Origin of the sequence: Conexibacter sp. W3-3-2, assembly GCF_009707605.1 — a bacterium.
GTDB lineage: Bacteria > Actinomycetota > Thermoleophilia > Solirubrobacterales > Solirubrobacteraceae > Paraconexibacter > Paraconexibacter algicola.
This window is the reverse complement of record NZ_WLYW01000002.1, coordinates 61,574-88,432: the sequence shown is the minus strand read 5'-3', so window position 1 is coordinate 88,432 and position 26,859 is coordinate 61,574. Positions and strand designations below refer to the sequence as shown.

Below are 26,859 nucleotides of genomic sequence, written 5' to 3'. Positions count from 1 at the left end.
GGTGCACCATGACGCCATGCCTGCCACCTCCCCGCCCAGGACCGCGCCGATGCCGTCGACCCCGGTGTCCTTCGGCTGCCCGACCTACGAGCAGCTCTCGGACCGCTTCGAACGCAGCAACGGCGGCGCACCGGTCCAGATCCAGACCAGCATCCCCGAGGTCATGCAGCTGCTCAGCGAGATCCTCGAGGACCCGGGCATCGTGCTCACCACCGTCGAGGGACTCAACAGCGCCTCCACGGTCACCGAGTGGAACGTGCAGCGCACGCCGATGCTGATGCTGCTCGACGCGCTGGAGGATCGCTGCCACCCCGACGGACGGCCCTCGGCCCGCACCGCGTTCGCGGTGCGCGGCGACCTGCTGGGCATGCTCGGCTTCCGCGAGGCACCGCCGACCTGCTGGCAGATGTCCCCCACCTGAGCGTTCACGCGCCAGCATTGCGGGTGGGGCAAAAAGTTGCGCCCCACCCGCGCCCGCGGTCCCTCTCAGCACGTCATGAGCACGCTGACCGAGACCGCGCCGAGCACCCCGTACGCCGTCGCCCCCGTCGCCCCCGGCCGCACCTGGGTGGTCGTCAGCCCGGAGCCCTCCGCCGGGCGCCGGCGGCGGCCCTGCTGCGTGGCCCACACCCGGCGCGGCTTCTGCCCGGTCTGCGAGGACCGCCGGTACCACCTCGAGCTGCTCGACCGCTACGACGCGTTCGTCGACCTCTGCGACATGGACCTGGAGGACTTCACCTCCAGCTTCGGCCTGGACCAGCGCGAAGCCGCCCGACTCATCAACGAGTCCAGCCGCTACGCCGAGCTGCAGGCCGCGCGCGCCGCACTGGAGACCGTGCGCCGGGCCCCCTTCCAGCAGGCCTGGCAGGCGCTGCAGGAGGGCGATGAGCCCGTCACCGCGTGCGCGCTGGCGCGCGCCAGCGGCCTGGCCGACCACACCACCGTCAAGCGGCTGCTCGACGGCGACCCCGACAGCGGCATCCCCTACGAGCGGGCGCTGCGGCTCGCCGAGGGCCTGAGCTCCTACACCGGCCAGATGCTCAGCGACTTCGGGCTCTAGCCCACCTGCCACCGACCACACACGACCGCACCCAAAGGACCTGATCACCATGAACGCCACCACCGCCAAGGAGCTGAAGATCCCCGGCACCGAGCTCCTGGGCAGCTACACCGACACCGTCGACGGGCGCCGCCAGCGTCGCGTCGTGTTCCAGACCCAGACCGCTGACGGCCAGTGGCTGATCGCCGACGCCGCCGAGGACGACCTCTACACCCGGCCCGTCAACGAGGCCCGCTGCGTCGTCGTCTACGGCCCCGAGGACTGCGACCACGGCACCACCGTCATCGCCAGCGAGCTCGAGCAGATGGCCAGCTCGGTCGCCCGCGACTACCTGGAGGCCTTGGAGGGGATCGCCGCCGGCGAGCCCAGCCCCCGCTCCGCGCACTGGCCCCAGGTTCACGTCCCCGCCCAGGTGCTCAGCCTCGCCCGGGGCCTGGACGTCACCGAGCCCGCCGCGATCGACGAGGACCCTCTGCTCGCCGGTGACCACGACCTCACCGTGACCGTCTCGGAGGCCGGCTTCGTGCGCATCGAGGCGGTCCCCGCACCGACCGACCGGCAGCCCGGCCCGCTCGTGGCACTGGACGAGGACCTCGTCCAGCTGCTCTTCTAGCCGGCCTGTGACCCGGCGCCCACCCCCGAGGGTGGGCGCACCTCGTCTCACGGAGGTGATGACCGATGACCGCCAGCACCATCTCGGAGCTGGACCGGATCTGCGTCGGGCTCACCTGGCCCGACACCCGCAAGCTCTGCTTCCCGCAGCTGCCGATGGACCTGCGGCTGCCCAGCGGCGAGATCCTGCGCGGCCCCCAGCCCGCCCACGTCCACGCGCTCTGCTGGCTGACGCTGCTGCACGGTGACCACGACGGGCTCGTCGAGCTCGCCGCCGGCCGCCGCGCCACCGTCCCCAACGACAAGGGCAAGCTCGCCCTGGACATCTACACCCGCAAGTTCGCCGACTGGTACCTGCCCGTCGGCACGCTCGCGTGGCAGGAGCCGATCATGCGGCGCCTGCACACCGCGATGACCGTCCGTCGCGAGGAGATCTTCGCCGGGGTCACCGAGCGCACCGCGCCCGGCGGCACCAAGAAGACCTGCGAGCGGTCCAGCATGCTGTGGCTGGACGTCGACGAACCCGGCCGCGTGGAGGACATGGGCCGACTGCCCTGCCCGCCGCACATGGTCGTGGAGTCCGGCGGCAGCGGCGGCATCCACGCCTACTGGAAGCTCGACGCGCCGCTGCCCGCCCTCGAGACGGTCCATCAGCCCGACGGGTCCACGACCGAGATCCACTGGATCGAGCGGATGAACCTGCGGCTGATCCACCGCTTCGGCGGGGACATCGTCGCCCGCGACCGCACCCGCGTGATGCGGATCCCCGGCAGCCCCAACTGGAAGACCGGCGCGTTCAGCCGCATCGTCTTCTGCGACCTGCACCGCCCCGGCGTCCCGGTGACCGACGTGGTCGCCGGCATGCCCGACGCGCCCGCCGACCACGCCAGCCGCTGGGAGAAGACGGTCGTGCCCGCCCCGCAGGCCCGTGTGCGACGCGCCGACGGCGAGGACTGGCTGGAGACGCTCAAGCGCGACATCGCGCCGCCGACGTACTTCCGCGACCTCCTGCGCCTGGACGTCAACCCCGGCGGCAAGGTCTGCTGCCCCAACCCCGCCCACGACGACCGCCACCCCTCCTGCCAGGTCTTCCCCGGACCGGGGGAGGGCTGGCACTGCTACAGCTGCGGCGCCGGCGGAGGCATCGTCGACGCCGCCGCCATGGCCGCCGGACTCAGCGTCTGGGGCACCGCCCTGCGCGGCGAGACCTTCAAGGTCGCCGCCCGCCAGCTCTGGGCCACCTACGCCCGGCTGTTCCCCACGCTGGACGAGCCCCGCGGCCTCACCTAACCCGCGACCGCGACCGCCGCCGCGGCCGCCACGCGAAACGCCACACCGACCGCTCCCACCACCAGCACGGGGGAGGGGCGGTTCGCCGCACCCGCACCAGCGCCCGCCACGCGCCCGCACGAGCGCCCCCGGGAGGACCGGGGGCCGGGTGCGCTGGCGCGTTGCGCGCACACCACCACCAACACAGGAGGGCAGGCCCCGCATGGCCGACCTCGACGAGCTCAGCGACCCCACCATCGTGGGCGAGCCCGCCATCGACCGGCAGCTGCCGGACGGCGTCGAGCTGCACTACGACCCCGACACCGAAGCGCGGCTGGCCGCGCACCACCCCGACGACCCCCAGACCCCCGAGGACTACGCGGCCCTGTGGGCCGACCTGGTCATCGCCGGCCCGGCCGACCACGAGCTCGGCCAGCCCCTCACCGGAGGCCTGACCGACCTCGTCACCTTCGGCGACATCGACCTGGACGCCGTCGTCGCCCAGGCCCTGACGATCACCGACTACCGCCAGGACGCCGGACCCGCCCTGCTGGCCGGCCTCACCGACGCCCAGCAGCGCGTCGTGCGCCACGACAGCGGACCGCTGGCGGTCACCGCCGGCCCGGGCTCCGGCAAGACCCACGTGCTCGTGCGGCGCATCGGCTGGCTGCTGCTGGCCGGGGTGCCGATCGAGAAGCTGATCGTCGCCACCTTCGCCCGTGCCGCCACCCTGGAGATCCGCGGCCGCCTGCACCAGCAGCTCGAGCCGCTGGTCGGCCACGGCCGCGCCCGCGAGGCCGCCGCCAACCTCAAGGTCACCACGCTGCACGCGCTCGCGCGCGAGATCGTGATCGAGCACCCCGAGACGATCGGGCTGCGCCCCGGCGTGGCGATCATCAGCCACCAGGAGCACGACCACGGCGAGGAGGACGCCTACAGCCCGCTGCGGTTCATCGCCGCCGTGCTGGAGCACCCCGCGATCGCCGAGCTCAACCAGGAACTCAGCGACCCGCTGACCCCCCAGAGCGCCTACCGGCAGGTCGCCGAGGTCCGTCGCCAGGGCCTGGGGCCCGACGAGGCCCTGGCCAACGCCCAGACCCGCACCGACACCGTCGTGGCGCTCGTCTACCGCGGCTACCGGCAGGTCCAGCGCCGCCTCAACGTGCTGGACCTCGACGAGGTCATCGCCGCCGCCAGCGCGATCATCGACGCCGACCGCAGCCAGGTCCGCCTGCTGCACCCCGAGGACCCCCACCCGGTGCACGTCCTCACCGACGAGGCCCAGGACCTCTCCGTCGAGCAGCTGCGGCTGCTCATCCGCCTCGCCGGCCCCGAGCTGTGCCTGTCGATGGTCGGCGACACCGACCAGGCGATCTTCGGCTTCCAGGGCGCCGACCCCGACCTCTTCAGCCGCGTCTTCGGCGAGATCTGCCAGCAGGCCGGCAAGCCGCTCACCACGATCGAGATGACGCACAACTTCCGCAGCGCCAACGCGATCGTCCAGGCCGGCGAGCGCCTGATGCGCCACCAGACCGGCCGCGCACCGCGCAACCCCGTCGCCGTCGCCAACGGCAGCGGGCACCTGCACGCCTACCTGTTCGGGTCCGACGAGGAAGAGGCCGACTTCGTCTGCCGCGAGATCGCCCACGCCGTGGACAGCGGCACCCCGCCCGGCGAGATCCTCGTGCTCTCCCGGATCCGCACCCGCACGATGCAGCTCATCGCCGACGGCCTGCAAGCCCACGGCGTCCCCTACGAGGCCAAGCGCACCCAGCGCCTCTCCCAGACCGCGATGGCCCGCGGCCTCGTCGCGCTGCTCGGCGCCCTGACCGACCCGCACGACCCCCGCTGGCTCAACGCCCTGCTGATCGGCCTGGTGCTCACCAACAAGCACCGCCACGACCGCCACAGCATCGCCCAGGACATCACCGACGCGGCGATGACCCAGCGCACCACCACCACCGCCGCCATCCTCGCGCTCGGGCACGCCGAGAACCAGACGCCCGGCACCCGCCGCAACGCCCAGCAGATCGGGGAGCTGCTCACCCAGACCCTCGCACTGCCCAGCACCGCGCACGCCGTCCCGCAGGTCGTCAAGGCGCTCATCGACACCCCGCAGCTGGGCATCCGCACCCGCGCACGCAGCAGCGAGGACCACACCCGGCTCAACGACATCCTCAGCGTCGCGTGGACCTACCGCGAGGTGCGACCCGGCGGGTCGCTGCGGGAGTTCACCAGCCGCCTGGACGACGAGCTGGCCCACCGCCCCGACAACGACGTCGTGCGGCTGGACTCGATCCACGCCGTCAAGGGCGCCGAGGCCTCGCTGGTCATCGTCGCCGGCGCCACCAAGGACATGCTGCCGCTGGCCAGCAGCGTCCGCGAGGGCAACCTCGACGAGGAGCGGCGCGTGATGTTCGTCGGCCTCACCCGCGCCAAGGACCGGGTCCTCATCACCAGCTCCGAGACCACCCGGACCACCAAGCCCGGCGGCGCGACCACCACCCGCCGCACCGGCGGCGCCAGCAGCTTCCTGCGCGAGATCGGCGTGCCGCTGCACGCCGGCCTGGACCTCAGCGCTCCGTCAACGACCCCGACCACCGTGGAGACCCCATGACCACCGTCCCCGCCCACGACCCCACCACCACGACGAGCTCGACGGCCGCCAGCCCGGCCCCCGACCCCGCCCCCGCCCCGGACCCGGTTGCGGTGGTGGGGCCCGTGCTGCCGTCCAACGCGCTGCCCGCCCGCCTGCTGTCCGACGTGCTGGCCCACGCCCGCCGCCCCTTCGGGCCCGGCGAGGTCCACTGGCGCGTCTTCCGCGAGACCCGCACCGACGACGGCCAGCCCGGCGGCGTCGTGGTCCCCTACATCACCGCCCGCGCCGTCACCGCGCGCCTCAACGCGATCTGCCCCGGCAACTACCGCATCGAGCGCGGCCCGCTGCCCCCGGAGTGGCTCAGCATGCTGCGCAGCACCCGCTCGCGCGAGTTCAACGGCGCGCTGCTGGGCGCCCCGCACGCCCACTGCCGCATCACCATCACCCTGCCGGTCCTCGAGGGCGGCCCGCCGACCCCCTGGGAGGTCCAGGACGTCGGCTTCGGCCCCGACATCAAGGCCGCCCTCAGCGACGCGCTCAAGCGCGCCGCCAACCTGCTGGAGATCGGCCGCTACCTGTTCACCAGCTTCCCGCCGGTGATCCTGCCCGTCGGCACCGGCCCCTACGAGCTGCGCACCGAGGTGCGCGACGGCGGCGAGCGGCAGCTGCACCTCCCCACAAGCTGCGGCGAGCACCTCCACGAGCAGTACCTGCAGTGGACGCGCCTGCCGCACGTGCGCGCCGACCTGGGCGACCCGCTCACCCACGGCGGCCCCGCCACCCGCGCCTGCGTCATCGACGTCGAGGACGCGGCCGCCCCGACCCCCGCCGACACCGCCGGCCCCGTCCCCGTCCCGCACGGCCCGCCCACCGACCCCGAGCACCACACCGCCACCCCCGCCCACCCCGCCGCGGCCACCGCCGCGGCGGGCAAGCCGCACGGCATCAGCGGCCTGGTGCGCGACATGCCCGTCGCCCGTGACCTCATCTAGCCCCGCAGGAGCCCCCGCATGACCACCACCACGACCCGCGACCCCACCCGGCCCGCGACCCCGGCGACCCGCCAGCAGCTGCAGCGGCTGCTCGAGCAGCTCGCCCAGGAGCTGCAGTACACCCCCGCACAGCAGACCCTCGCCGCCGCGCTGACCCTCAACGCCCAGTGCGGCGCCGACCAGCACGGCCGCCTGCTCACCCGCACGCGGCCCGACGCCCCCTGGACCGCGCTCACCGACCGCCAGCTGCACACCGTCTGCGACGCCCTGCACGTGCTGGCCTGCGCCCAGATCACCGGCACGCAGCTGCACGCCCTGCACGCCCAGAGCCCCGACACGCAGACCTTCTGGCGCGCCCACGCCCTGCCCATGGCCGCCCTGCACGCCCGCAACCAGCCGCTGCCCGCCACCACCGACCTCGCCCAGGAGCTGACCGCATGACCCCGACCGCACGCACCGCCGCCCAGACCGAACTGCCCACCCAGACCGACAGCCCGGTCACCGAGGCGCCGTCCCCGACCACCCCGGGGGGACGCTGCCCGAGCTCGACGCCGTCCACGAGCAGCTCGCCCGCCTGGACGACAGCACGATGGACCTGGCCGCCCGCGCCGACAAGCAGGCCCAGGACGCCCACGCCTTCACCGACGACGCCCTGTGGGCCGCCAGCGACGACCCCGGCGTCGACCGCGACCGCGCCAAGCAGCTCAAGGCGCTCAACCGCGACGAGCACGACCGCATCATCCGCCTCCCCGCCGAGGTCGCCGACCTGCTCAGCCCCAGCGACCGGCTCGCCCAGCTGCTGGACCGGCTGCCCGAGCGCCTCCCGGTGCGCCTCAACGGCATGCGCAACATGCACCTCTCGCCCTCCGCGGCGGCCGCCTTCCAGGCCTGCCCGTGGAAGTGGCAGACCCGCTACCTGCACGGGGTCAAGTCGCCCAGCGGCGCCGCCGCGGTCGTCGGCTCCTGCGTGGAGACCCCGGTGGAGTGGTGGCTGTCGCAGATCAACGACGACACCGCCCCCGACCCCAGCGACGAGCACGTCCTGCGCGCGCTGGTGGCCTCCGCGCTGCTGACCTTCCAGCGCAAGGCCGCCGCCGAGGCGATCGAGTTCGGGCACGAGACCCCCCAGGAGATCCTCGCCCAGATCGACGCCTGCACCCGCGGCTGGTTCGCCGCGCACGCCGAGCGGTTTGAGCGCTACCGCGGCACCGGCCTGCTGGAGCTGCAGTCCAACTTCAGCTTCCGGCTGGCCGCCCACACCGACTGGTACGTGCTCGGCAAGGCCGACATCTACGCCCGCGGCGGGCAGGACCGCGACGGCACCGCGGTCGGCCCGGTCCTGTGGGACACCAAGATCAAGGCGCGCATGCTCTCCAAGAGCAGCGCCGCCAAGGAGTTCCAGCCCGTCGCCTACGGGCTCGGCGCGGCCATCCAGAACCCCGACAGCCCGCTGCCGAGCTTCGAGTTCCTGCAGGTCCGCCGCCCCCACACCGACGCCGGCGGGCGCACGGTCAGCCTCGGGGCCAGCCGCGTCCCGGTGAACGTGACCCGCGAGCAGTTGCGCGCCGGCCTGGAACGGTTCGCCACCGTGGCCGTGCAGATCGACACCCTCTACCGCACCCTCGGGCCCGACCTGCCCTGGGGCTACGCCGCCAGCGACCACACGCTCTGCGACCGGCGCTACTGCCCGGTCTGGGACCACTGCCCCCAGGGCGGCCGCCCGTGACCGCCGCCCAGACCCTCGCCCTGCGCGCCCTGGAGACCGAGGCCCCCGACACCATCACCAGCCGGCTGCTGGCCATCTACCTCAGCCCCTGGGAGATGGCCCGGCTGCTCGAGCACGCCCGCCGCGACCGCCAGCCCCTGGAGCAGCCCATCGCGGCGCTGTCGGCCGCCACCCGCCGCTGGCTGACCGAGCAGCTCAGCCAGCCGCCGACCCAGCCCACCACCGACCCGCACACCGACCCGGGCCCGCAACAGGGCCCGGGCCCGGTGGTGTGGCGCGCCCCGCCCCGACCGTGAAGATCTTCGCCATCGGCGACCTGCACCTCCCGGGGCGCAGCGAGTACCACGCGTGGATGCGCCCGTACGGCTGGGCCGCCCACTACCAGCAGATCGCCGCGCGCTGGCGGCAGACGATCGCCCCCCAGGACCTCGTCATCGTCTGCGGCGACACCACCGCCGCCCCGACCACGGCGGCCGCTGTCCCCGACCTGCAGTGGCTTGACCGCATGCCCGGCATGAAGCTGCTGACCCCCGGCAACCACGACGGCTGGCTCAACCACGCCACCCGCACCCGGCTGACCGCCACCCTCGCCGACACGCCCACGATCCAGGCCACCCACCACGGCGCCCGCATCATCAGCCACCAGCACCAGCGGATCCTCATCGGCGCGGTCATCGGCCCGCCGCCCACCAGCGGCCCGCCGAAGGCGCTGGCGCGCGCCCGCCGCGCCCTGGAGCACCTCGACGCCGACCTCAGCGACCTCGCCAGCATGGACCCGCACCTGCGGATCGTCGCCAGCCACTACCCGCCCTGCGGCCCCGACCAGGCGCCCACCGAGCTCAGCGAGCTCCTGGAAGCCCACCGCATCGACCTCTGCGTCTACGGCCACCTCCACGGACGCGGCCAGCACGCCGCCGGCCCCCACGGCACCCACCGCGGCGTGCGCTACCTGCTGTGCAGCAGCGACCACCTGCGCTTCACGCCCGCGCTGCTGCACGACACCACCACGACCACGCACTGGAGCCCCGCACCATGACCCCGGACACCCCGGACCGCCGCGCCGCCCGCGTGGTGGCGCTCACCGACCGCGACCGCGGCCTGGGCGCGCTGCTGGCCGAACAGCCCGCCCAGCTGGAGACCAGCAGCGGCCAGATCGTCGACCTGCAGCACCCCGCCCCCCGCACGATCGAGCTCGTCGACCTCGCCCGCGGCCAGGCCTACAGCTGCCGCTTCGGCGGGCACGTGCGCCGCTACTACAGCGTCGCCGAGCACGCCGTCCTGGTCCACGACCTCCTCGAGCACACCGGCGCGGACCCCGCCACCTGCAGGGCGGGCCTGTTCCACGACGCCGCCGAAGCGCTGCTGGGCGACCTCGTCGCGCCCTTGAAGTGGGCGCTGCGCGCCGAGACCCTGCAGGCGATGGGCATCACCCCGACCCCCGAGCAGATCGCCGCGGCCCGCAGCAGCTACGACGTGCTGAGCGATCGCATGGACGCCGCGATCGCCGCCCGCCACCGGATCGACCTGGGCGCCCTGCACTCCCGCGCGGTGTGCGCGGCCGACCTCTGGGCGCTGCAGATCGAAGCCCGCGCCCTGCTGACCTCCGGCGCCCCGATCTGGCGCGGCACGAACCCGCCCCGCCGCGACCTGCCCGACACCGTCACCTGGCAGGCCGGCCTGGCCCCCGACGCCGCGGCCGCCCTGTGGCTCGAGCGCGCCCACACCCCCCAGGCCCGCCCGCCCCACCCCGACACCACCGGCGCCCTGGTCACGCTCAAGCGCGCCTGCCCGTGAGCGACCCCGACCAGCCCGAGCGCGTCTGCCGCACCCGGCCGTGCCCGGCCTGCCCGTACCGCTGCGACGTGCCGTCGGGCGTCTGGGGCGCTGAGGAGTACGCCAAGCTGCTCGCGTATGACCGGCCCACCGGCGAGCAGCCGCTCGCCGCGTTCGCCTGCCACGCCACCCCGCAGCGCCTCTGCCACGGCTGGGCGGTGACCCACAGCAACCGCGGCCACGAGCACGAGCTCCTGGCGTTGCGCCTGCTGGGCCTCACCCCACCCGACGGGCCCGGTCCCGTGCCGCTGTTCGAGTCCGGCCAGCAGGCCGCCGAGCACGGCCTGCGCGACCCGCTGCCCGGCCCGGACGCCATCCGGGCCATCCGACGGCTGCGCCGCTACCCGCGCCTGGCCGCCGACCCCGACACCCCCTAACCCGCCGCGCACCCCGCGAGCCTCCGCTCGCCGCGCCGCCGCACCCCGCCCGCCGGCCGCGCCCCGGCCGGCCCACCCCCGCACCCCCGCACCCCGCGGCCCGCAGCGCGCAGCGCGCGGGCGGCGCGCGGGCGCCTGGGCCGGGGCCCACCAACGACCCTGACCGAAAGGACCGTGCCCGATGCACGACGATCCCGACAGCCGACCCATCCCGCCGCACAACCTCACCGCCGAGGAGTGGCAGACCCGACGCACCACCACCCCGGTGGCGCTCTCCGAGCGCATCCGCCAGGAGGTCGAGCAGGAGCAGCGCGACCGCGCCGCCCGCCGCGCCCACACCGACGCGCAGATCGCCGCCAGCGGCCCCGCCCAGCTGTGGAGCGCCGCGTTCGGCAGCAGCGTGCTGCACAGCCACGACATCCCCCGCAGCACCCGGGAGGCGCTGCTGGCCGGCCAGCCGGTCAACCCCTACGAGCCCGGCGCCTTCAACCAGCGCGACAGCATCGCCGACTGGACCTTCGCGCGGTTCGAGCACCTGCACGCCACCAAGCTGCAGCTGCGCTCCCACGAGCTCACCGACGAGGCGATCAGCACCGTCATCTGCGCCCAGCGCGACCGCGACACGCTCGCCCAGCTGCCCTGGAACGACCCCGACCCCGACCTCACCGACATCACCGACCGGCTGCGCGCCGCGACCCCGCACCCCGGCCACGACCTCGACCACCGCGCCTACAGCGACCTCTTCGATCGCCGCCGCGCCCTGGCCCGCGCCCTGCAGCTCAGCGACCGGGAGATCACCTCGGTCAGCCGCTGGCTGACCGAGCAGCCGCTCGCCGACGCCGACCTCCAGGACCCCCGCAGCTGGCGGCTGGGCTCCCCGCGCTGGCAGCAGGCCGTCGCCGACCAGCTGCCCTACCCCGAGCGCGTGGAGCGGCCCGTGGGCGTGTTCCTGGCCCCGCACGGCCGCAACGGCTGGGCGCTGCTGCCGTGCGTGAGCATCGAGCTCATGCGCCTGGCCCACCAGCTCGGCGGCACCGTCAGCGAGAACATCGCCGAGGTCCGCATCCCGCGCAGCCGCACCGACGAGCTGCTGGCACGCATCAACATCAACGTGCTCACCGCCGGCTACCTCAGCCGCGAGGACCTCGACGACACGGCCAAGCAGGCCCGCCAGCTCAGCGACCTGCTGGGCCGCCAGCTCGTCCTGACCGCCCCCGCCCTGCCCATCGAACGCTGGGGCCGCCTCAGCCTCCGCTACACCTACCTGGACCCCAACGACTACGCCAGTGACAAGCGCGACGCGATCGCGCTCACCATCAGCACGATCGCCCACAAGCGCCTGCCGGCCCGCCGCTTCGGCAGCGCCGGCCGCGACGGGCTGCGGCAGGCCAGCGTCGCGATGGACATGGGGGAGGCCATCGACCGCGCCACCAGCGTCGGGCTGCCGATCGTGCTCTCCAGCGAGGCCAGCGGCATGGCCGGCACCGTGCGCGTGGGCCGCATGCGCGGCCAGCCCGGCCGGCTCACGATCACCGCCATCAGCGGCTTCGAGGCCACCACCACCACCCACTACGTCGAGCAGGCCGTCGGCCGCCTGCGGACCCTCGCCGCCACCAGCGGGGCGAAGGTCAGCGCCGACGCCGCCGCCGCCCAGACGCTGCGGATGTTCAACGCCCGCCCGCTGGAGGGCGACGAGATCCTCTTCGAGCCCCAGCAGGCCGCCGCCGCCGCGATGATCCAGGGCTCCTGCCTGCAGGCCTCCGACACCGGCTGCGGCAAGACCGTGATGAGCGGCCGCTCGCTGCACCACCTCGTCGCCGCCCACCGCCGCTTCCGCGGCCTGCTCGTCTGCGCCGACGGCCTGCTGGGCCAGTGGCGCGAGGAGCTCAGCATCGGCGCCCCCGGCCGCAGCATGCCGCCGCTGTGCCCCGACGCGCGCGTGGAGATCCTCGACGGCACCCGGCCGCTGGACGGGCAGCTGCGCCGCTGGCACCGCGAGGCCGGCGACCAGGCGCTGCTGGTGCTCTGCGGCGAGGGCACCCTGGACGCGCACCCGCGCACGCTGGCCGCCCGCCCCTGGCACCTGCTGCTGGCCGACGAGGCCCTGCGCTACGTCAACCCCGCAACGGTCGCCCACCAGGCGCTCAAGCAGGTCCGGTTCGCCGCGGTGGACCAGTGCTGGCTGCTGACCGCGACCCCCAAGGGCAAGAACGTCAACGGCCTGGACATCCTCATGGGCCTGGCGCTCGGGGACGAGAGCCTGCTGCGCGAGCAGCTGGCCACCAAGGAGGCCGGAGACCTCACCGACCAGACCGTCGCGCACCGCCTGCGGCTGGGCTACGGCCCGCACTTCCAGCGCGTCACCAGCCAGCAGATGAACCGCTACCTGCCCAAGGCGATGCCCGCCAAGGCCATCGCCGTGGACCCCGACCCCGCCACCCAGGAGTGCCTGGAGCTCGTGCGCGAAGGCGGCCGCGACGCCTACCGGCAGCTGCTGCGGGCGCTCAAGGCCCTGCGCGCCTGCGACCAGGTCGACAAGGCCGCCTACAAGGCCGCCCTGGCGGAGGTCAGCCGCGCGCAGGCCACCGTCCTGTCCAACGTCGCCGCGTTCGTCGACGTCAGCGTCGACCCGCTTATCACCCAGCACAGCGAGGCGGCGATCGCCGTCGCGCTGCGCGACCACCACGTCTTCCAGGAGGCGATGGTCGCCGGCGGCCAGGGCATGCCGCTGCTGCGCAGCTACATCGCCCGCGCCATCCGTGACGCCGTCCACGCCGACCGGCAGGTCCTGGTCTTCGCCCAGCGCATCTGGGGCCTGCGGGGCCTGGCCGACTCCCTGCGCACCGTCATGGGCATCGACGCGCGCGTCATCACCGGCCAGAACACCGCCGAGGAGATCGACCAGCTCAAGGCCGCGTTCCAGGCGCGCGAGTACCCCGTCTGCCTGCTCTCCCCGGTCGGCGAGCGCGGCCACAACCTCCAGAGCGCCAGCCAGATGGTGCACCTGGACCTCCCGTGGACCGAGGGCCAGCTGCAGCAGCGCATCGGCCGCGCCGTGCGCCCCGGATCCCTGCACGACCGCGTCTACACCGCCACCCCGTACCTCAAGGGCGGCGGCATCCCGCACGTCGTCGGGATCCTCGCGCCCCGCGCCGCCGCCCACCACCAGCTGCTGGACAGCTACGACGGCATCCGCGCCGAAGACTCCGCGCTGGCCACCCAGCTGGTCGAGATCACCGCGCAGGTCGCCGACCAGGCCCAGGCCTCCGGCCGCACCGCCACCAGCGCCCGCATGCGCGTCGCCGCCGCGATCTTCGGCGACTAACCCGCCCCGCCCCCCCGGGGCGCCCACCCACCACCACACCCCCCGGGGGAGTGAGGCCCGTGCGGCCTCGCCGCCGCCTGCCCGCACCCGCGGGTGCGGCGGCCCCCGGGACGTTCCGACCACGACCGCTTTCCATCGAGAAGGAGCACCACGCTATGGGCACCGCCCTCACCGCCGTCGTCCAGGCCACCACCACCGTCAGCGCCGACGGCGACCTGGACGCCACCCCGCAGGACTACACCATCGACCTCGACACGCTCGGCGCCCCGGTCGAGCTCCCCGACGGCCGCCAGCTCTACGTGCCCACCGTGCTGGGCGTCCCGCTGGACGAGCTGATCGCCAAGCTCATCGACCGCCAGCAGCCCCACCGCAGCAAGTTCAGCCGCCTCACCGGCCCGCCCGGCACCGGCAAGAGCATGCTCGCCCGCGCCGTCGCCTGGCGCCTGTGGCAGGCCCAGGGCCGCCCCGTCGAGCAGCGCCACGGCCGCCCGTTCTACGGGTACGTGGAGATGCAGCCCGGCCCCAGCAGCGACGAGATGTTCTTCCGCTACGAGTTCACCCCCGTCGACGACGGCGCCGGCGGCGTGCGGCTCATCGACAGCGCCTTCGTGCAGGCCATGCGCGAGGGCTGGACCGTCGTCATCGACGAGGCCAACACCGCCCGCGACGTCGCGCTGCTGAGCATCAACGGCACGCTGGACGGCCGCGGCACCCTGTACCTGCCCGCCACCGGGGAGACGGTCACCGCCCACCCGGCGTTCTGCCCGATCCTCACCTACAACCCCGGCCTGGTCGGCGCCACCGACCTCCCCGACGCCTGGTTTCGCCGCTTCTCCGGCGCCTTCGAGGTCGCCAGCAACTGGCCGGCCCTGATCGCGCTCGGCGCCCCCCGCCCCCTGGTGCAGGCCTTCGCCGCCCTGGACCGCCGCCGCTTCCAGCGCGACAGCGGCCTGGCCTGGACCCCGCAGTTCGGCGACGTCGAGGCGCTCTGGACCCGCATCGAGGCCTACGGGCCCGGCATGGAGCGCCTGGCGATCGCCAACTGGATGAGCGACCTGCTCGAGCGCGAGCACTCCGGCCAGCTCACCGCCGCGGAGACCGCCGCCGTCTGCCGCGCCCTGGACGAGGCCGGCTACGCCGCGATGAAGGTCAGCGAGACCGGCCCGATCCCGACCCTGCACGGCTACCCGCGCGCGGTGACGCTGTGAGCGACAGCTTCGCCCGCTCGATCGCGCAGGCCGCCGCCACCCGCGGCCAGCTCGACCCCTTCTACCGCGCCATCAGCGACCACTGGACGCTGATGGCGCTGCGCCTGTGGCCGGTCGGCGTCGTCGCCGCCCCCGACCTGGCCGACCCCGCCCACATCGACATGCGGTCCCGGTCGATCTACCTCGACACCGAACGGCTGCTGGGAGCCGACCGCGACCTGCGCGCCGGCCAGATCACCGACCGCGGCATCTGGCGCACCTGGGGCGCCTGCGCCCACGAGGTCTTCCACGCCATGGAGACCCGCACCTGGGCGATCGACCAGATCGACGCCCACGCCACCGCCAACGACCGTCCCCAGCTGCTCCAGGACGCGCTGCTGCTGGAAGAGCCCCGCATGGAGCACCAGGGCCTGCAGCGCTTCGACCCCGCCACCGCGCGCGGCCGGTTCCTGCGCGGCGCGCTGGCCGTCGTGGCCCAGGACATCCTCATCGACGCGCTCAGCGAGCACCTCGCGACCACCGCCATGACCGACCCCGCGGCGCTGCGCGACGCCGCCGGCCGCGCCGCCGTGTACGTGCTGGGCCGCGAGCGCTACGGCGTGCTGACGGCCACGGACACCCGGCTGCTCAACCAGGCCGTCCGCGCCGTCCTGGGCGGCACCGACCACCAGGCGCTGATCGACCTGCTCGACGAGCTCATCTGGATCCCCAGCGGTGAGCCCGAGCAGCTCATCGCGATCGCCGAGCGCTACCGCACCATCATCGGCGACCCGCCGCCCCCGCCGCCCACCAGCGGCCAGGGCCCGGGCAGCCCCAGCCAGAGCACCCCGTCCCAGAACCCCGGCAACGACCCGACCCAGAACACGGGGGAGGGGCAGGCCCAGAGCGCGGGGAACGACCCGGCCCAGAGCAGGGGGAGGACCCGGCCCCGAGCAGGGGGGAGGGGCCGGCCCAGAGCGCGGGGGAGGGGCAGGCCTGGAGCCTGGGTGAGGCGCTGGCCCAAGGCATCGCCGCCGCCCAGCAGGCCACCGGGCCCGCCGACCGGCTCACCGCCGACCCCGCCGCCCAGCGCATCACCCGCAGCAGCGACCCGACCGCGCCCGCACCGCGCGCCCGCGGACCCCTCGCCACGGCCGCCGGCCTGCCGTCCGGCCGGATGCCCGACCTCGGCGTCAACCGGCCCCCGACCGCCGACGAGCGCCGCATGGCCCGCCAGTTCGCCGACCGCATCCGGCGCGCCATGGCCATCCAGCAGCGCCAGGTCACCAAGACCACCCCGGGCGGCCGCTTCGACGCCCGCCAGCACATGCGCGCCGTCGCCCAACGCGCCCGCCGTCAGCCCGTCACCGCACAGCCCTGGAGCTTCACCGCCCAGCGCACCCAGCCCATCCACGAACCGCACATCTGCCTGATCATCGACACCAGCGGCTCGATGCGCATCCACGAGTACGCCCTCGGCCCGATCTGCTGGGTCCTCAACGAGGGACTGCGCGTCGTCGACGGCCGCATGCCCGTCAGCCTCTTCGGCGCCGGCCACGAGCTCCTCACCGACGGCCGCGCCCCGATGCCCCTGGTCCCCGGCATCCGCACCGGCGGCGGCACCGCCCACGCCGGCGACGCCCTGCTGCTGGCCAGCGACCACATCGACCGCCACGACGCCAGTCGCCCGCGCGCCGTCTGGTGCATCAGCGACGGCGACTGGTCCGACACCGCCGCCGGCGTCACCCGCATCCGCGAGATGCGCGACCTCGGCATCCCGACCCTGCACATCAGCATCGGCCGACCGCCCCTGGCCGTCGAAGCCGACGCCATCACCACCATCACCGACCCCGCCGACGCGATGACCCTCATCGCCGACCACACCGTCGAGCTGATCGCCGGGCAGGCCCGCCGCCGCGGCCGCCGCTGACACCCCCCGCGCACCCCCAGCCCCCGAGGGGCACCAGCACGACAGACAGCAACGAGGCCCCGCGCGCGATCGCGCGCGGGGCACACCACCAAGCCACCACCAAGGAGCAGCACATGAGCCCCACCAAGACCACTGTCCGCACGCCCGAGCGCTACCTGCGCTCGCCGCTGTTCGACGTCACCGCCGTGGACGCCGAGCGCACCTTCCAGGGCGAGGTCGAGCGCGTCCCGCTGGAACAGATCATCCCCGCCCGCAACCCCCGGCGCACCATGGACGCCGACGGCATCGACAACCTCGCCCGCATGCTCATGCAGCACGGGCAGCTCGTCCCCGCCATCGGCCACGTCAAGGACGGCCAGGTGCTCCTCGCCGCCGGCCAGCGCCGCTACCTCGCCGCCAAGCGCAGCCACGACCTCGCCGGCACCGACGGCTACGAGCAGCTGCGCCCCGTGCAGACGCTCATCATGATCCTGCTCGACTACGAGCCCACCCCCGACGACCTGCGCCGCATCCAGGCCCAGGAGAACGCCCGCGAGGAGCTCACCCTCGCCGACCAGCAGGCCCAGTTCGCCGAGGCCTGGGCCGCCTACCAGGGCATCCCCCACGAGGACCGCATCCGCATCATCTGCGACGAGCTCGGCCTGGCCCCCAAGAAGGCCCACAACCTCCTGCGCCAGACCACCCTCCCCGACCCGGTCCGCGAGCGCGTCGCCGAGCGCCCCAAGGGCGACGAGCTCAGCATCGGCCTGGCCAACGAGATCGCCCGCATCCACGCCAAGTCCCCCCGCCTGGCCGAGGCCGTCGCCGCCCGCGTCAGCAGCGACGAGCTGCGCGAGAAGGCCGAGCGCAACATCGGCGCGTTCGTCGGCGCCACCGCCGTGGAGGACGAGACCGCCTACATGGTCAAGATCGACCCCGGCACCGTCCTGACCATCGCCCAGGAGCTCCAGCGCGCCCGCAACGCCATGGACTCCGCCGCCCTCGCCGCCTGCGCCGAGCGCCACAACCAGCAGCCCGAGGAGTTCGCCAAGGCGATCCAGCGAGGCATCGAGCAGGCCAAGTCCACCGCCGCGATCCTGCGCCTGGACGACCTGCTCTACCAGCAGCTGCGCGAGGACCAGAGCACCCTCGTCTACGAGAGCCCCGACCCCGACGTGCGCGCCACCGTCTTCCTCACCGACCCCAGCCTGCTGCTCGAGCTCCTGCTCGCCGACATCCACAACACCGACCGCGACCGGGTCGGCAACGAGGCGTTCTTCGCCGCCAACCGCGTCCAGGACTCCGACATGGCCGCCGCCGCCCAGGAGGAGGCCGCCGCCCGCGCCGCCCGCCGCGAGCGCCGCCTGCGCGCCGCCCGCGCCAACCACAGCCTCGGCCAGCAGATCGACCAGGCCGCCTACGAGATCACCGACGCCCAGCAGGACGCCCTGCGCCGCCTGCTGTGCCACCTGCTCGCCGACCGCTTCGGCGAGATCATCGCCTACGGCGCCGGCTGGACCCTCACCGCCATGCAGCAGCCCGTCGGCGACACCAACAGCACCGAGCCCAAGCCCGTCGACACCATCGTGGACCTCCAGCTCAAGCAGGCCCTGGCCGAGCCCGACGCCCTGCGCGGCCTCACCACCCTGACCATGCGCCTGGCCAGCGCGTTCGTGCTGGACCCCGACGGCGTCACCCGCACCAAGACCCTCGGCAGCGAGCGGATCTCCCGCAAGCTCGCCGAGATCGCCCCCGGCGGCCCCGGCGACATCCGCGAGGCCATCTGGCAGCTCATGCGCCCGCTCATGGGCCCCCACAACGTCCAGGCCGTCCGCGACGAGTTCGTCTTCACCGACGAGGAGCACTTCACCGCCGGCCAGCCCGACAGCGACGAGGACATCGACATCAGCGACATCCTCAGCAGCTGACCCGCACCCCCGGGGGTCGGGCCGCCCACCGCGGCCCGACCCCGGCAGCGGCCACCGGCCCGTTCACCCCGGGACCGTCCCCGCCGCGACCGGCCGCCCAGCACCCTGGGCGGCCGACATGAAACCCGACCCCGGCAGCTACATCGCCGCGCTGGCGTTCCCCACCGAGCAGCAGGCCCGCACCGCCCGGATCACGCTCTGGCTGGCCGTCCCCGGACTGCTGCTTGAGCCCGTGCACTCCCGCCCGCACCGCGCCTGGCTGGTGGGCTGGGAGCACCCCGCCCGCGGCCCGCGCGCCGCCGAGCTCACCTGCGAGCAGCTGCGCACCCATGCCCGCATCGCCCACGTCACCCACCACGGCGTCCTGGCGATCCCCTACGACCGCGCCACCCACCGGCCCATCTGGCCGCCCGGCGCCCCGGAGCACCCATGACCCACACCCTGCAGATCGTCCGGCTCAGCCCCGGCAGCTACGCCTGGACCCTCACCGACCACGGCACCCCCCGTGCGCAGCGGCACCGCCACCAGCCCGCACGCCTGCACCCTCGCCGCGCGCCCATGAACCCGCTCACCCGCGCCCTGCAGGAGCAGCACCCCGGCGCCGCGCGCGTGCACGCCCAACTGCTGGCCCTGCGCGCCGTCCCCGACCCGCCGCGCCCGCTGCCCACCGTCAGCCGCGGCCTGCCGCTGCCCGCCAACACCCCGCCGATCCTGATCCTCTACGGGCACCCCGCCAGCGGCAAGAGCACCATCGCCGAGTACCTGCAGACCGTCTACCGCGGCGTGCACCAGGTCAGCTTCAGCAGCCACCTCATCGCCTGCGCCAACGCGCACCTGGCCCGCCACCAGCAGCCCGCCCGCCTGCGCCCCGAGGGACCGCTACCAGCCGGCCGTGCGGCGCGCCCTGCAAGACCTCGGCGGCCTGCTGCAAGACCACCAGCCCGACCTCTACGCCACCTGGGCCCTGCAGGCCCAGCGGCGCATGCGCGCCCGCGGCGCCCGCCTGACCGTCATCGCCGGCGCCCGGATCCCGCTGCGCCCCGACGGCACCCTCAACCGCGCAAGCCACGACCAGCTCCGCGCCCACGGCGCCCACAGCTGGCGCGTGGACCGACCCGACAGCACCTACCACGCCCCGCACCCCGTCGAAGCCGGCATCGACCAGCTGCCCGCCCACGAACACGAGCACCACCTGCGCAACCGCGACCAGCTCCCCGACCTCTGGTGGCAGGTCGAGCTGGCCCTGCACGCCCGACCTGGCCGACCGTCACGCCCGCGCACGGCCGACGCCTACCGTGCGCGCCCATGACCACCACCCGCCCCGACCCCAACCCGGCACCGACGGCGCCGGCGACGATCCCCGACCCGATCGTGCTGGCCTTCGGCCGCTTCGTCGCCGCCGCCGTGCGCCACGTCGACCGCCCCGACCTGCCCCAGGACGTCAACCTCGTCGCCGCGCCCAACCGCCGCACCGGCCAGACCGACTACCTGATCGTCATCGACGGGCACCCCGACCCGATCCCGTTCGCCCGCCTGCTGCGCAAGGCCGACCTGGAGGACTACGACACCGCCCAGCTGCCCAGCCTCACCCCGGCGTCGCCGTGATGCGCTGCGTGGAGATCAGCGTCCGCGTACGCACCGACCTCGCCCACGACGCCGTCCAAGCCGCCGTGCACGCCGCCACCGGACCGCTGCTTGAGCTCCTGGACCCCGAGGTCTTCCGCACCGCCGGCGACCCCGTCGACGTGCACCTCATCGACCGCACCGCCGCGCGCGCCCACTACCGCGAGTTCGCGCGCATGTACCCCGCCTGCCCCGCCACCGTCCACACCCACGACCGGCAGCTCAGCGCCACGATCAACCTCGCCCCGGTCCTGCACCGCCTCAGCGAGCCCGAGATCCGCCACCTGCTCGCCAACCCCACCGGCCCCGACGTCCGCGGCCTGTGGCAGCACGACGAACTGCTCTACGCCGTCCCCGCGCTCGAGGCGATCCTCGCCTACGTCAGCATCGACACCCCCGACGAGCACGGCTACGCCACCGCGCACATCGACCCCGCCCACGTCGCCGCCTGGTGGGAGACCCACCACCAACGCCCCGGCGCCCTCACCGCCTAACCCCCACCGCACCCCCGCAGCAGACCGCGCAAGCCGGGGAGCCGGGAAGGGGGGGAGGGGGCGGTTCACCTCCCGGCCCGCCAGCGCACGCGGCCGCCAAACGCGCACCGGTCGCGCACCCTCCCGGTAGCTGTTCGTGGCGTGACCGTCGCCCAACGCACCCGACTGCACGCCCTGCTCGGCGCCCGCGCCCTGCGCGAAGCCGCCAGCCGCCACGTGCGGCTCGGCGCCACAGAGTCGCAGCTGCACAGCACCACCGACGGCGTGCACCTCACCGCGCACGGACCCCAGCACGCCAGCCGCGACACGCTCCCGGCCACCGCCCTGGCCCACGGCACCGTCCGCGTCGCCTCCCGCAGCCTCAAGGACGCCGCCCTGGCCATGCCCGACTGCGACCTCGAGCTCCGCGAGGTCGACCACGCCGCGCTCATGCTCAGCGGCGCCGGCAGCAGCATCACCCTCACCGCGCCCGCGACCGCGCCCGCGCCCGCCATGCCCGACCCCACCGGCCGGCCGCTCAGCCGCCTGCACGCCGGCGCCCTACGCGACAGCCTCACCGTCGCCCAGACCATCACCACCGCCGGGCGCCGCCACAGCGAACTGCTCGGCGGCGTGCACCTGCTCACCACCGACGGCACCACGCTGCTGTCGGCCACCGACCGCGCCCGCGTCTGGCTTGACCGCTACCCCGCCAGCAGCACCGGACACGACTGCCGCCTGACCCTGCCGCACCCGATCGTCGGCGACCTCATCGCCTCCACCCACACCGACAGCATCGACCTGCACGCCCTCCCGGACCGCCGGCTGCTGCTCAGCCACCCCGGTCACGACCTGCTCACCACGATCCCCTACGGCACGCTCCCCGACCTCCACGCCACCTACGCGCCCGGCGCCTACGAACCGCGCTACCGGTTCACCGTCCACGCCGGCGAGCTGCTAGCCACCACCACCCGGCTGGCCGCCATGATGGGCGAGCAGCTCCCCGAACGCGCCGCCACCCTGCGGTTCACCGCCCACCAGCTGCAGCTGCAGCTGCGCACCGGCAGCCACCGCACCCGCGACGAGATCGACTGCGCGCTCAGCGCCAGCCAGCCGCTCCCCGCCCTGGCCGAGCCCGGCACGCTGCTCGCCGACCCCGACGCCCACGACCGCGGCGTGCAGCTGCTCATCCGCGCCGACCACCTCAAGACCGCCGTCGCCGCCCTGGCCCACGGCGACCTCACCCTCGGCGTCAGCCACGAGCTGCAGCCGCTGCTGCTGCACAGCCCCGCCTTCCCCAACGGCCGCTACCTGCTCTGGCCCCTGCGACCCGCCTGACCACCAACCACAAGGACCGCCATGCTCACCCACCTGGAGCTGCGCATCCGCGCCGCCACCCCCGACCTCCCCGACGCCGCGCCCAACCTCCCGGCCCGCGCGGCGATCGCCCCCGACCAGGAGCCGCTGACGGTGCTCTGCGCCACCATCAGCGACGACGCCCTGCTCGAGGCGGTCAACGCCTACTGCGACACGCTGCGCGACGCCGGCCTGGCCTACGCGCTGCTGCTGCTCACCGTCCCCGCCCGCGAGCGCACCTGCGTCTACTGGACCCCGCAGCTGCGCCTGCCCGTCGCCTGCGGCCTGAACCTCGACGGCGACGTCGTCCTGGACCGCGCCGACTTCCACCGCCTCACCCGCAACCCGGACCCCGCCGACAGCCTGCAGCAGCTCCACGAGCACCTGCGGGCCCTCGACGCGTTCACCCCCGCCGCCTACCCGCACACCCCGACCCGCACCCCCGCATGAACCCGCTCCTGCAACGCCAGGACGCCCTGGCCAACGCGCAAGGCAACCGCCTCGCCATCGCCCAGGAACTGCGCCGCATCCAGCAGCTCCCCAGCCGCGCCAGCCACCAGGCCGCCGCGCGCGCCCTGAACCCCGACGCCCCCCACAGCGGCGCGCCCGTCCTGCGCCTGCTGCGCGCCGTGCGCGGCATCGGCACCCTGCTGGCCCCCAAGATGCTCGAGACCGCCGGGATCGGCGACCACCTGCGCATCCGCGACCTCACCGCCGCACAGATCGCCGCCCTCACCGGCCAGCTGCTCGTGCGCGCCGAACGCGTCACCGACCGCCGCCCGCGGCCCGCCACCGGCAGCGACCCGCACATCGCGCTGCGCGCCGCCAACGCCGCCCGCGCCCGCCGCCGCGCCGCCCTCGCCACGATCCGCCAGCTCCCCGAGGACCAGGCGCGCGCCCACGTCGCCGACCGCCTCGAACCGGGCCCGACCGACGAGCTCACCAGCCTCACCATCGGCCAGCTGCTCACCGAGATCCCCGGCCTGCGGGACCGAGACGCCCAGCTGCTGCTCGCCCACGCCGGCCTGCACCGCGCGCGCACCGTCGGCCGCGTGCGAACCGTCCCCGCCACCCGCCTGCTGCTGGCCAGTGCCCTGACCGACAGCCCCTACACGCCCACCAGCGCCACCGAGGCCCGCCCCGGCGTCCCGCTGGCCCGCTGGGGCACCGCCCCGCACACCCACACGCTGGCCCTGCGCCCCAGCAACGGCGGCTGGACGCTGCAGCACCACCACCACGACGACACCGTCCGCGACCTCCACCACCAGCAGCGCCCGTTCACCAGCCGGCAGATCACCCAGATCCTCCGCACCCTGCGGGGAAACTAGCCGCCCAGGCCGCGCCCCAGAACATGCGTCAGGTGCCCGCGCAATCCTTGCCGGGTCATGACCACTCTCGCGCCCACCACCGCGACGCCCCCGACGCTCAGCGACCAGCTCGCACGCCTCGGCCACGGCGCGCACCTCGGGCTGGCCGCGCTGCCCGCCCCGTCACGACAGGGCGAAGTTCTCGGATCGCGCCTGGCGCTGCTGCGCCGCCTGCGCCCCCCGGCCGAACTCGCCGTCACCAGCAGCGACGCCCCGGACATCGTCCGCCGCGTCATCGTCAGCGTCCGCCGCCTCGACGGCGCCACCGCCATCAACCTCGACAACGACCGGCACCTGCGCATCCAGGTGCCCCTCGCCCGCGACCTCGTCCTCCTGGACCACCACACCTTCGGCTGGATCTACCCCTCCGGCGGCTGGCGGATCTGGCGGTTCGTCTACGACTCCCGCACCGAGGTCCCGATCTACAAGCGGCCCTACCACCGCCGCACCCCGCAGGAGCTGGCCCTCGAGCGCGCCCGCAAGGCCCGCCGCGCCGCCTCCCCCGGCCCCTGGTACTAGCCCCCCAACACCCGCCCCCAGCAAGCCGGGGGCGGGCAGTCCACACCGACATCGCAGCGCCCGGCCCGCACCCGCGGACCGGGCGCTGCGTCGTTGACCCCTCGAGCAGAACGGAGCACCCGAAACGTGCACCCCACGGCCAACACCCGACCCCGACCCAGCCTGCCGCTGACCTGGGAGGTCGGCGTCGACAACACCTTCGGCTGGCGGATCACCCCCGACGGCCGCCAGCACCTCACCGAACCCCGGTTCTTCATCGCCGACGAGGTCATCGTCGTCGACCTCCTCGACGGCCGCCCGCGGTCCCTGCCCGCCGACGGCACCCACCGCTACCAGCACCTCGACCCCGAGGAGGCCTGCACCCTGGCCGGCCTCCCCGCACCGCTGGTCGACGGCGCAAGCGAAGTCCAGCGCCGCCTGGACCCCTTCCACGTCGAACGCCACCGCGACCCGCTCTGGCGGGCCATCTGCGCCGCCGCCTACCGCCACCGCCTGCCCTGCGGCTTCGCGCTCTACGCCACCCGCATGGGCGTCTGGGACCAGCGGTTCACCAACGCCAGCGCCGAGCGCCCCGAGGTCTTCGCCCTGCGCGTCTGCCTGCGCGCCACCGACACCGGCGAGCCCATCGACGTCGCCCTGCTGCACGAGCTCGCCAAGGACGCCGGCCTCACCGACCACGACTCCGACCAGCTGCACACGATCGCGACCGCCAGCGGCTGGCAGCAGATCCTGCGCCTGCTGCCCGAGCTCTGCGCCGAGCAGCACGCCTGGCTGCAGGAGCGCTGGCCCACCCCGCACGAGCTCACCCCGCACCGCGCCCCGACCCAGCTGGCGCTCCTGCCCTGACCCCATCACCCCCCGACCGAGAAGGAACCCGCCTCCTGTGACCACCACCACCCGCGCCCCGATCCGCGCCCACAGCGCCCACCTCTTCGCCGGCGCCGGCGGCGACCTCAACGCCGCCGAGATGGCCGCGGTCCGCCCGCTGGTCGCCGCCAACCACGCCACCGACAGCATCCGCACCCACCGCGTCCACGGCGCCGAGCTCTGGCTCGGCGACATCGCCATCAGCGACCCCCGCCGCCTGGACCTCTCCCAGGTCGACATCCTCTACGGCTCCCCCGAGTGCGACGCCCACAGCCCCTCGCGCAACCAGCGCGAGATGATCCGCAACCTCGGCCCATGGAACCCCGACCGCGCCATGCAGCGCTCCCGGGTCACCATGTACGACCCGCTGCGCTTCGCCATCGCCTGGCCGAACATCAAGGCCTGCATCCTGGAGAACGTCACCGAGTCCGCCACCCGCTGGCGCGGCTTCCGCGACTGGGTCCAGGAGTGGCACAAGGCCGGCTTCACCCTCCAGGCCGCCAGCCTCAACGGCGCGTTCATGCGCTACCGCGGCCTGGAGCCCAGCGCCCAGGCCCGCGACCGCGTCTTCTACGTCGCGACCCGCAAGACCATCCCCGTCCCCGACCTCACGATCACCGTCGAGGGCCTGTGCCTGGACTGCGACCTGGTCGTCGACGGCGTGCAGACCTGGAAGCCCGCCGCGATCCGCAACGCCGGCCCGCTGGGCCCGATCGGCAAGTACGGGCCGCGCGGCCAGTACCAGTACACCTGCCCGCGCTGCACCGCCCCGATCGCCCCGTTCATCACCGCCGCCGCCCAGGCGCTGGACTGGAGCGACCTGGGCCAGGTCATCGGCGATCGCGCCAAGCCCCTGGCCCCCAAGACGATGGACCGCATCCGCCGCGGCCTGGAGAAGATCCGCGCCGACCAGCTCGTCCCGCTGGACCGCCTCGGCTACCCCAAGCGCACCCGGCCGGTCTGGCTGGCCCCCGCGTTCACCCAGACCGCCCGCCGCGACCAGGGCCTGCTGCTGCCCGACACGCTCGGCGCCGCACAGATCGCGCTGCGCCAGAACAGCGCGCCCCGCTCGATCACCGACCCCGCGATCACCGTCGCGGCCACCGGCAACCACCACGCCCTCGTCCTCTCCAACATGGCCAACAACGTGCCGCGCCTGGCCGGCAGCGAACCGGCCGGCACCGTCACCAGCGGCAACCGCCTCGCGCTCGTCAAGCCCGACGAGGCGATGCTCGTGCAGACCGGCGCCAACACCTACGAGCGCCCCGGCTACACCCGCGCCTGGTCGGTCAGCGAGCCCGCCAAGACCATCAACGGCACCCTGGACCGGGCCCTGGTCACCGGCCCGCCCCGCGAGCCCGGCGACGGGGTCGTGGTCGGCAACTACGGCGGCAAGGGGGGAGGGCACGTGACCTGCACGCTGACCAACCCGACCCGCACCATGACCGCGGCCGGACAGAGCGCCCTGGCCCGCGTCGACGACGGCCGCCTCACCCAGGCCGACCCGATCACCGACGAGGACGTCGCCCGGTCACGGTTCCGGATGCTGCGCCCCGACGAGATCCAGCGCCTCATGGGCCTGGAGTACCGCCTGCAGCCCAACACCGACGGCACCTTCACCAAGGTGCCGTTCGTGCTCATGGGCCGCTCCAACCGCTCCAACGTGCGCATGTCCGGCAACGCCATCGTGCCCGCCTGCGAGGCGATCCTCACCGACCGCGTCCTGGACGCCATCGGGCACTGAGCGCCGGCGCTACCAGCCCGTCGCGCACCGGCGCCGCAGTCCGTCCGGGCACCGGCCGATCGCCGGCCGCTGCCCGGGCCGCCCCTACCGTCC

Annotated in this window: 27 protein-coding genes; all 27 read left to right on the top strand. The window is 74.5% G+C overall.

The window, feature by feature from the left end; translation table 11 throughout:
* The first annotated feature begins 16 nt into the window (after window positions 1–16).
* Window positions 17–421 carry a hypothetical protein gene (locus GKE82_RS23675; protein ID WP_154735409.1) on the top strand — a complete coding sequence of 135 codons (405 nt, stop codon included), beginning with the start codon at window positions 17–19 and terminating at the stop codon, window positions 419–421.
* A gap of 75 nt (window positions 422–496) precedes the next feature.
* A complete protein-coding gene (locus tag GKE82_RS23670) occupies window positions 497–1,060 on the top strand; it encodes a hypothetical protein (RefSeq protein ID WP_154735408.1) in 564 nt (187 codons plus the stop codon).
* Between the two features lie 49 nt (window positions 1,061–1,109).
* Window positions 1,110–1,673, top strand: coding sequence for a hypothetical protein (locus GKE82_RS23665; RefSeq protein WP_154735407.1), 564 nt, complete (start codon window positions 1,110–1,112; stop codon window positions 1,671–1,673).
* 65 nt (window positions 1,674–1,738) lie between these two features.
* Window positions 1,739–2,962: a hypothetical protein gene (locus GKE82_RS23660; RefSeq protein ID WP_154735406.1), complete on the top strand. Its 1,224-nt coding sequence runs from the start codon at window positions 1,739–1,741 to the stop codon at window positions 2,960–2,962.
* Window positions 2,963–3,164: 202 nt separating this feature from the next.
* The gene (locus tag GKE82_RS23655; protein WP_154735405.1) at window positions 3,165–5,558 is read left to right on the top strand and encodes an ATP-dependent helicase; all 2,394 of its coding nucleotides are present in this window, start codon (window positions 3,165–3,167) and stop codon (window positions 5,556–5,558) included.
* Complete coding sequence (locus tag GKE82_RS23650; RefSeq protein WP_154735404.1) at window positions 5,555–6,532, top strand: hypothetical protein; 978 nt, start codon at window positions 5,555–5,557, stop codon at window positions 6,530–6,532. Before GKE82_RS23655 ends, GKE82_RS23650 begins: the two co-directional genes overlap by 4 nt.
* An 18-nt stretch (window positions 6,533–6,550) precedes the next feature.
* Window positions 6,551–6,973, top strand: coding sequence for a hypothetical protein (locus tag GKE82_RS23645; protein ID WP_154735403.1), 423 nt, complete (start codon window positions 6,551–6,553; stop codon window positions 6,971–6,973).
* A 148-nt stretch (window positions 6,974–7,121) separates the two neighbouring features.
* Entirely contained in the window at window positions 7,122–8,258 is a 1,137-nt protein-coding gene (locus tag GKE82_RS23640; protein ID WP_154735402.1) for a PD-(D/E)XK nuclease family protein, read from the top strand.
* A complete protein-coding gene (locus tag GKE82_RS27445) occupies window positions 8,255–8,554 on the top strand; it encodes a hypothetical protein (RefSeq protein ID WP_196189439.1) in 300 nt (99 codons plus the stop codon). The genes GKE82_RS23640 and GKE82_RS27445 overlap by 4 nt, the downstream gene beginning before the upstream one ends.
* The gene (locus tag GKE82_RS23635) at window positions 8,551–9,294 is read left to right on the top strand and encodes a metallophosphoesterase (RefSeq protein WP_196189438.1); all 744 of its coding nucleotides are present in this window, start codon (window positions 8,551–8,553) and stop codon (window positions 9,292–9,294) included. Before GKE82_RS27445 ends, GKE82_RS23635 begins: the two co-directional genes overlap by 4 nt.
* Window positions 9,291–10,052 carry a hypothetical protein gene (locus GKE82_RS23630; protein ID WP_154735400.1) on the top strand — a complete coding sequence of 254 codons (762 nt, stop codon included), beginning with the start codon at window positions 9,291–9,293 and terminating at the stop codon, window positions 10,050–10,052. Before GKE82_RS23635 ends, GKE82_RS23630 begins: the two co-directional genes overlap by 4 nt.
* On the top strand, window positions 10,049–10,468 hold the full coding sequence (locus GKE82_RS23625; RefSeq protein ID WP_309233836.1) for a DUF6283 family protein: 420 nt from the start codon (window positions 10,049–10,051) through the stop codon (window positions 10,466–10,468). Before GKE82_RS23630 ends, GKE82_RS23625 begins: the two co-directional genes overlap by 4 nt.
* A gap of 181 nt (window positions 10,469–10,649) precedes the next feature.
* The gene (locus tag GKE82_RS30220; protein ID WP_154735399.1) at window positions 10,650–13,793 is read left to right on the top strand and encodes a DEAD/DEAH box helicase; all 3,144 of its coding nucleotides are present in this window, start codon (window positions 10,650–10,652) and stop codon (window positions 13,791–13,793) included.
* Between the two features lie 155 nt (window positions 13,794–13,948).
* Window positions 13,949–15,001, top strand: a complete 1,053-nt coding sequence (locus GKE82_RS23615; protein WP_154735398.1) for an AAA family ATPase — start codon at window positions 13,949–13,951, stop codon at window positions 14,999–15,001.
* Window positions 14,998–16,413 carry a hypothetical protein gene (locus tag GKE82_RS23610; RefSeq protein ID WP_154735397.1) on the top strand — a complete coding sequence of 472 codons (1,416 nt, stop codon included), beginning with the start codon at window positions 14,998–15,000 and terminating at the stop codon, window positions 16,411–16,413. The genes GKE82_RS23615 and GKE82_RS23610 overlap by 4 nt, the downstream gene beginning before the upstream one ends.
* 20 nt (window positions 16,414–16,433) lie before the next feature.
* Window positions 16,434–16,910 (top strand): hypothetical protein, encoded by a 477-nt coding sequence (locus tag GKE82_RS27440; RefSeq protein ID WP_196189437.1) that lies wholly within the window; start codon window positions 16,434–16,436, stop codon window positions 16,908–16,910.
* 113 nt (window positions 16,911–17,023) lie between these two features.
* Entirely contained in the window at window positions 17,024–18,817 is a 1,794-nt protein-coding gene (locus GKE82_RS23605) for a ParB N-terminal domain-containing protein (RefSeq protein WP_154735396.1), read from the top strand.
* 118 nt (window positions 18,818–18,935) lie between these two features.
* A complete protein-coding gene (locus GKE82_RS23600) occupies window positions 18,936–19,250 on the top strand; it encodes a hypothetical protein (RefSeq protein WP_154735395.1) in 315 nt (104 codons plus the stop codon).
* Between the two features lie 459 nt (window positions 19,251–19,709).
* The gene (locus GKE82_RS23595; RefSeq protein ID WP_154735394.1) at window positions 19,710–20,126 is read left to right on the top strand and encodes a hypothetical protein; all 417 of its coding nucleotides are present in this window, start codon (window positions 19,710–19,712) and stop codon (window positions 20,124–20,126) included.
* Window positions 20,123–20,422 (top strand): hypothetical protein, encoded by a 300-nt coding sequence (locus GKE82_RS23590; protein WP_154735393.1) that lies wholly within the window; start codon window positions 20,123–20,125, stop codon window positions 20,420–20,422. The genes GKE82_RS23595 and GKE82_RS23590 overlap by 4 nt, the downstream gene beginning before the upstream one ends.
* Before the next feature lie 8 nt (window positions 20,423–20,430).
* The gene (locus tag GKE82_RS23585) at window positions 20,431–20,934 is read left to right on the top strand and encodes a hypothetical protein (protein WP_154735392.1); all 504 of its coding nucleotides are present in this window, start codon (window positions 20,431–20,433) and stop codon (window positions 20,932–20,934) included.
* Between the two features lie 141 nt (window positions 20,935–21,075).
* On the top strand, window positions 21,076–22,251 hold the full coding sequence (locus tag GKE82_RS23580; protein WP_154735391.1) for a hypothetical protein: 1,176 nt from the start codon (window positions 21,076–21,078) through the stop codon (window positions 22,249–22,251).
* Window positions 22,252–22,272: 21 nt separating this feature from the next.
* Entirely contained in the window at window positions 22,273–22,719 is a 447-nt protein-coding gene (locus tag GKE82_RS23575; protein WP_154735390.1) for a hypothetical protein, read from the top strand.
* Complete coding sequence (locus tag GKE82_RS23570; protein ID WP_154735389.1) at window positions 22,716–23,597, top strand: hypothetical protein; 882 nt, start codon at window positions 22,716–22,718, stop codon at window positions 23,595–23,597. Before GKE82_RS23575 ends, GKE82_RS23570 begins: the two co-directional genes overlap by 4 nt.
* Window positions 23,598–23,654: 57 nt before the next feature.
* Window positions 23,655–24,155 (top strand): hypothetical protein, encoded by a 501-nt coding sequence (locus GKE82_RS23565; protein WP_154735388.1) that lies wholly within the window; start codon window positions 23,655–23,657, stop codon window positions 24,153–24,155.
* Between the two features lie 126 nt (window positions 24,156–24,281).
* Window positions 24,282–25,001 (top strand): hypothetical protein, encoded by a 720-nt coding sequence (locus tag GKE82_RS23560; RefSeq protein WP_154735387.1) that lies wholly within the window; start codon window positions 24,282–24,284, stop codon window positions 24,999–25,001.
* A 37-nt stretch (window positions 25,002–25,038) separates the two neighbouring features.
* Entirely contained in the window at window positions 25,039–26,766 is a 1,728-nt protein-coding gene (locus tag GKE82_RS23555) for a DNA cytosine methyltransferase (protein ID WP_154735386.1), read from the top strand.
* Window positions 26,767–26,859: the final 93 nt, after the last annotated feature.

What these genes read in the sequence shown, in the direction of transcription:
- GKE82_RS23675 (WP_154735409.1), top strand. Translation starts at nt 17, where the DNA reads ATGCCTGCCACCTCCCCGCCCAGGACCGCGCCGATGCCGTCGACCCCG.
- GKE82_RS23670 (WP_154735408.1), top strand. Translation starts at nt 497, where the DNA reads ATGAGCACGCTGACCGAGACCGCGCCGAGCACCCCGTACGCCGTCGCC.
- GKE82_RS23665 (WP_154735407.1), top strand. Translation starts at nt 1,110, where the DNA reads ATGAACGCCACCACCGCCAAGGAGCTGAAGATCCCCGGCACCGAGCTC.
- GKE82_RS23660 (WP_154735406.1), top strand. Translation starts at nt 1,739, where the DNA reads ATGACCGCCAGCACCATCTCGGAGCTGGACCGGATCTGCGTCGGGCTC.
- GKE82_RS23655 (WP_154735405.1), top strand. Translation starts at nt 3,165, where the DNA reads ATGGCCGACCTCGACGAGCTCAGCGACCCCACCATCGTGGGCGAGCCC.
- GKE82_RS23650 (WP_154735404.1), top strand. Translation starts at nt 5,555, where the DNA reads ATGACCACCGTCCCCGCCCACGACCCCACCACCACGACGAGCTCGACG.
- GKE82_RS23645 (WP_154735403.1), top strand. Translation starts at nt 6,551, where the DNA reads ATGACCACCACCACGACCCGCGACCCCACCCGGCCCGCGACCCCGGCG.
- GKE82_RS23640 (WP_154735402.1), top strand. Translation starts at nt 7,122, where the DNA reads ATGGACCTGGCCGCCCGCGCCGACAAGCAGGCCCAGGACGCCCACGCC.
- GKE82_RS23630 (WP_154735400.1), top strand. Translation starts at nt 9,291, where the DNA reads ATGACCCCGGACACCCCGGACCGCCGCGCCGCCCGCGTGGTGGCGCTC.
- GKE82_RS30220 (WP_154735399.1), top strand. Translation starts at nt 10,650, where the DNA reads ATGCACGACGATCCCGACAGCCGACCCATCCCGCCGCACAACCTCACC.
- GKE82_RS23615 (WP_154735398.1), top strand. Translation starts at nt 13,949, where the DNA reads ATGGGCACCGCCCTCACCGCCGTCGTCCAGGCCACCACCACCGTCAGC.
- GKE82_RS27440 (WP_196189437.1), top strand. Translation starts at nt 16,434, where the DNA reads ATGCGCATCCACGAGTACGCCCTCGGCCCGATCTGCTGGGTCCTCAAC.
- GKE82_RS23605 (WP_154735396.1), top strand. Translation starts at nt 17,024, where the DNA reads ATGAGCCCCACCAAGACCACTGTCCGCACGCCCGAGCGCTACCTGCGC.
- GKE82_RS23600 (WP_154735395.1), top strand. Translation starts at nt 18,936, where the DNA reads ATGAAACCCGACCCCGGCAGCTACATCGCCGCGCTGGCGTTCCCCACC.
- GKE82_RS23590 (WP_154735393.1), top strand. Translation starts at nt 20,123, where the DNA reads ATGACCACCACCCGCCCCGACCCCAACCCGGCACCGACGGCGCCGGCG.
- GKE82_RS23575 (WP_154735390.1), top strand. Translation starts at nt 22,273, where the DNA reads ATGCTCACCCACCTGGAGCTGCGCATCCGCGCCGCCACCCCCGACCTC.
- GKE82_RS23570 (WP_154735389.1), top strand. Translation starts at nt 22,716, where the DNA reads ATGAACCCGCTCCTGCAACGCCAGGACGCCCTGGCCAACGCGCAAGGC.
- GKE82_RS23565 (WP_154735388.1), top strand. Translation starts at nt 23,655, where the DNA reads ATGACCACTCTCGCGCCCACCACCGCGACGCCCCCGACGCTCAGCGAC.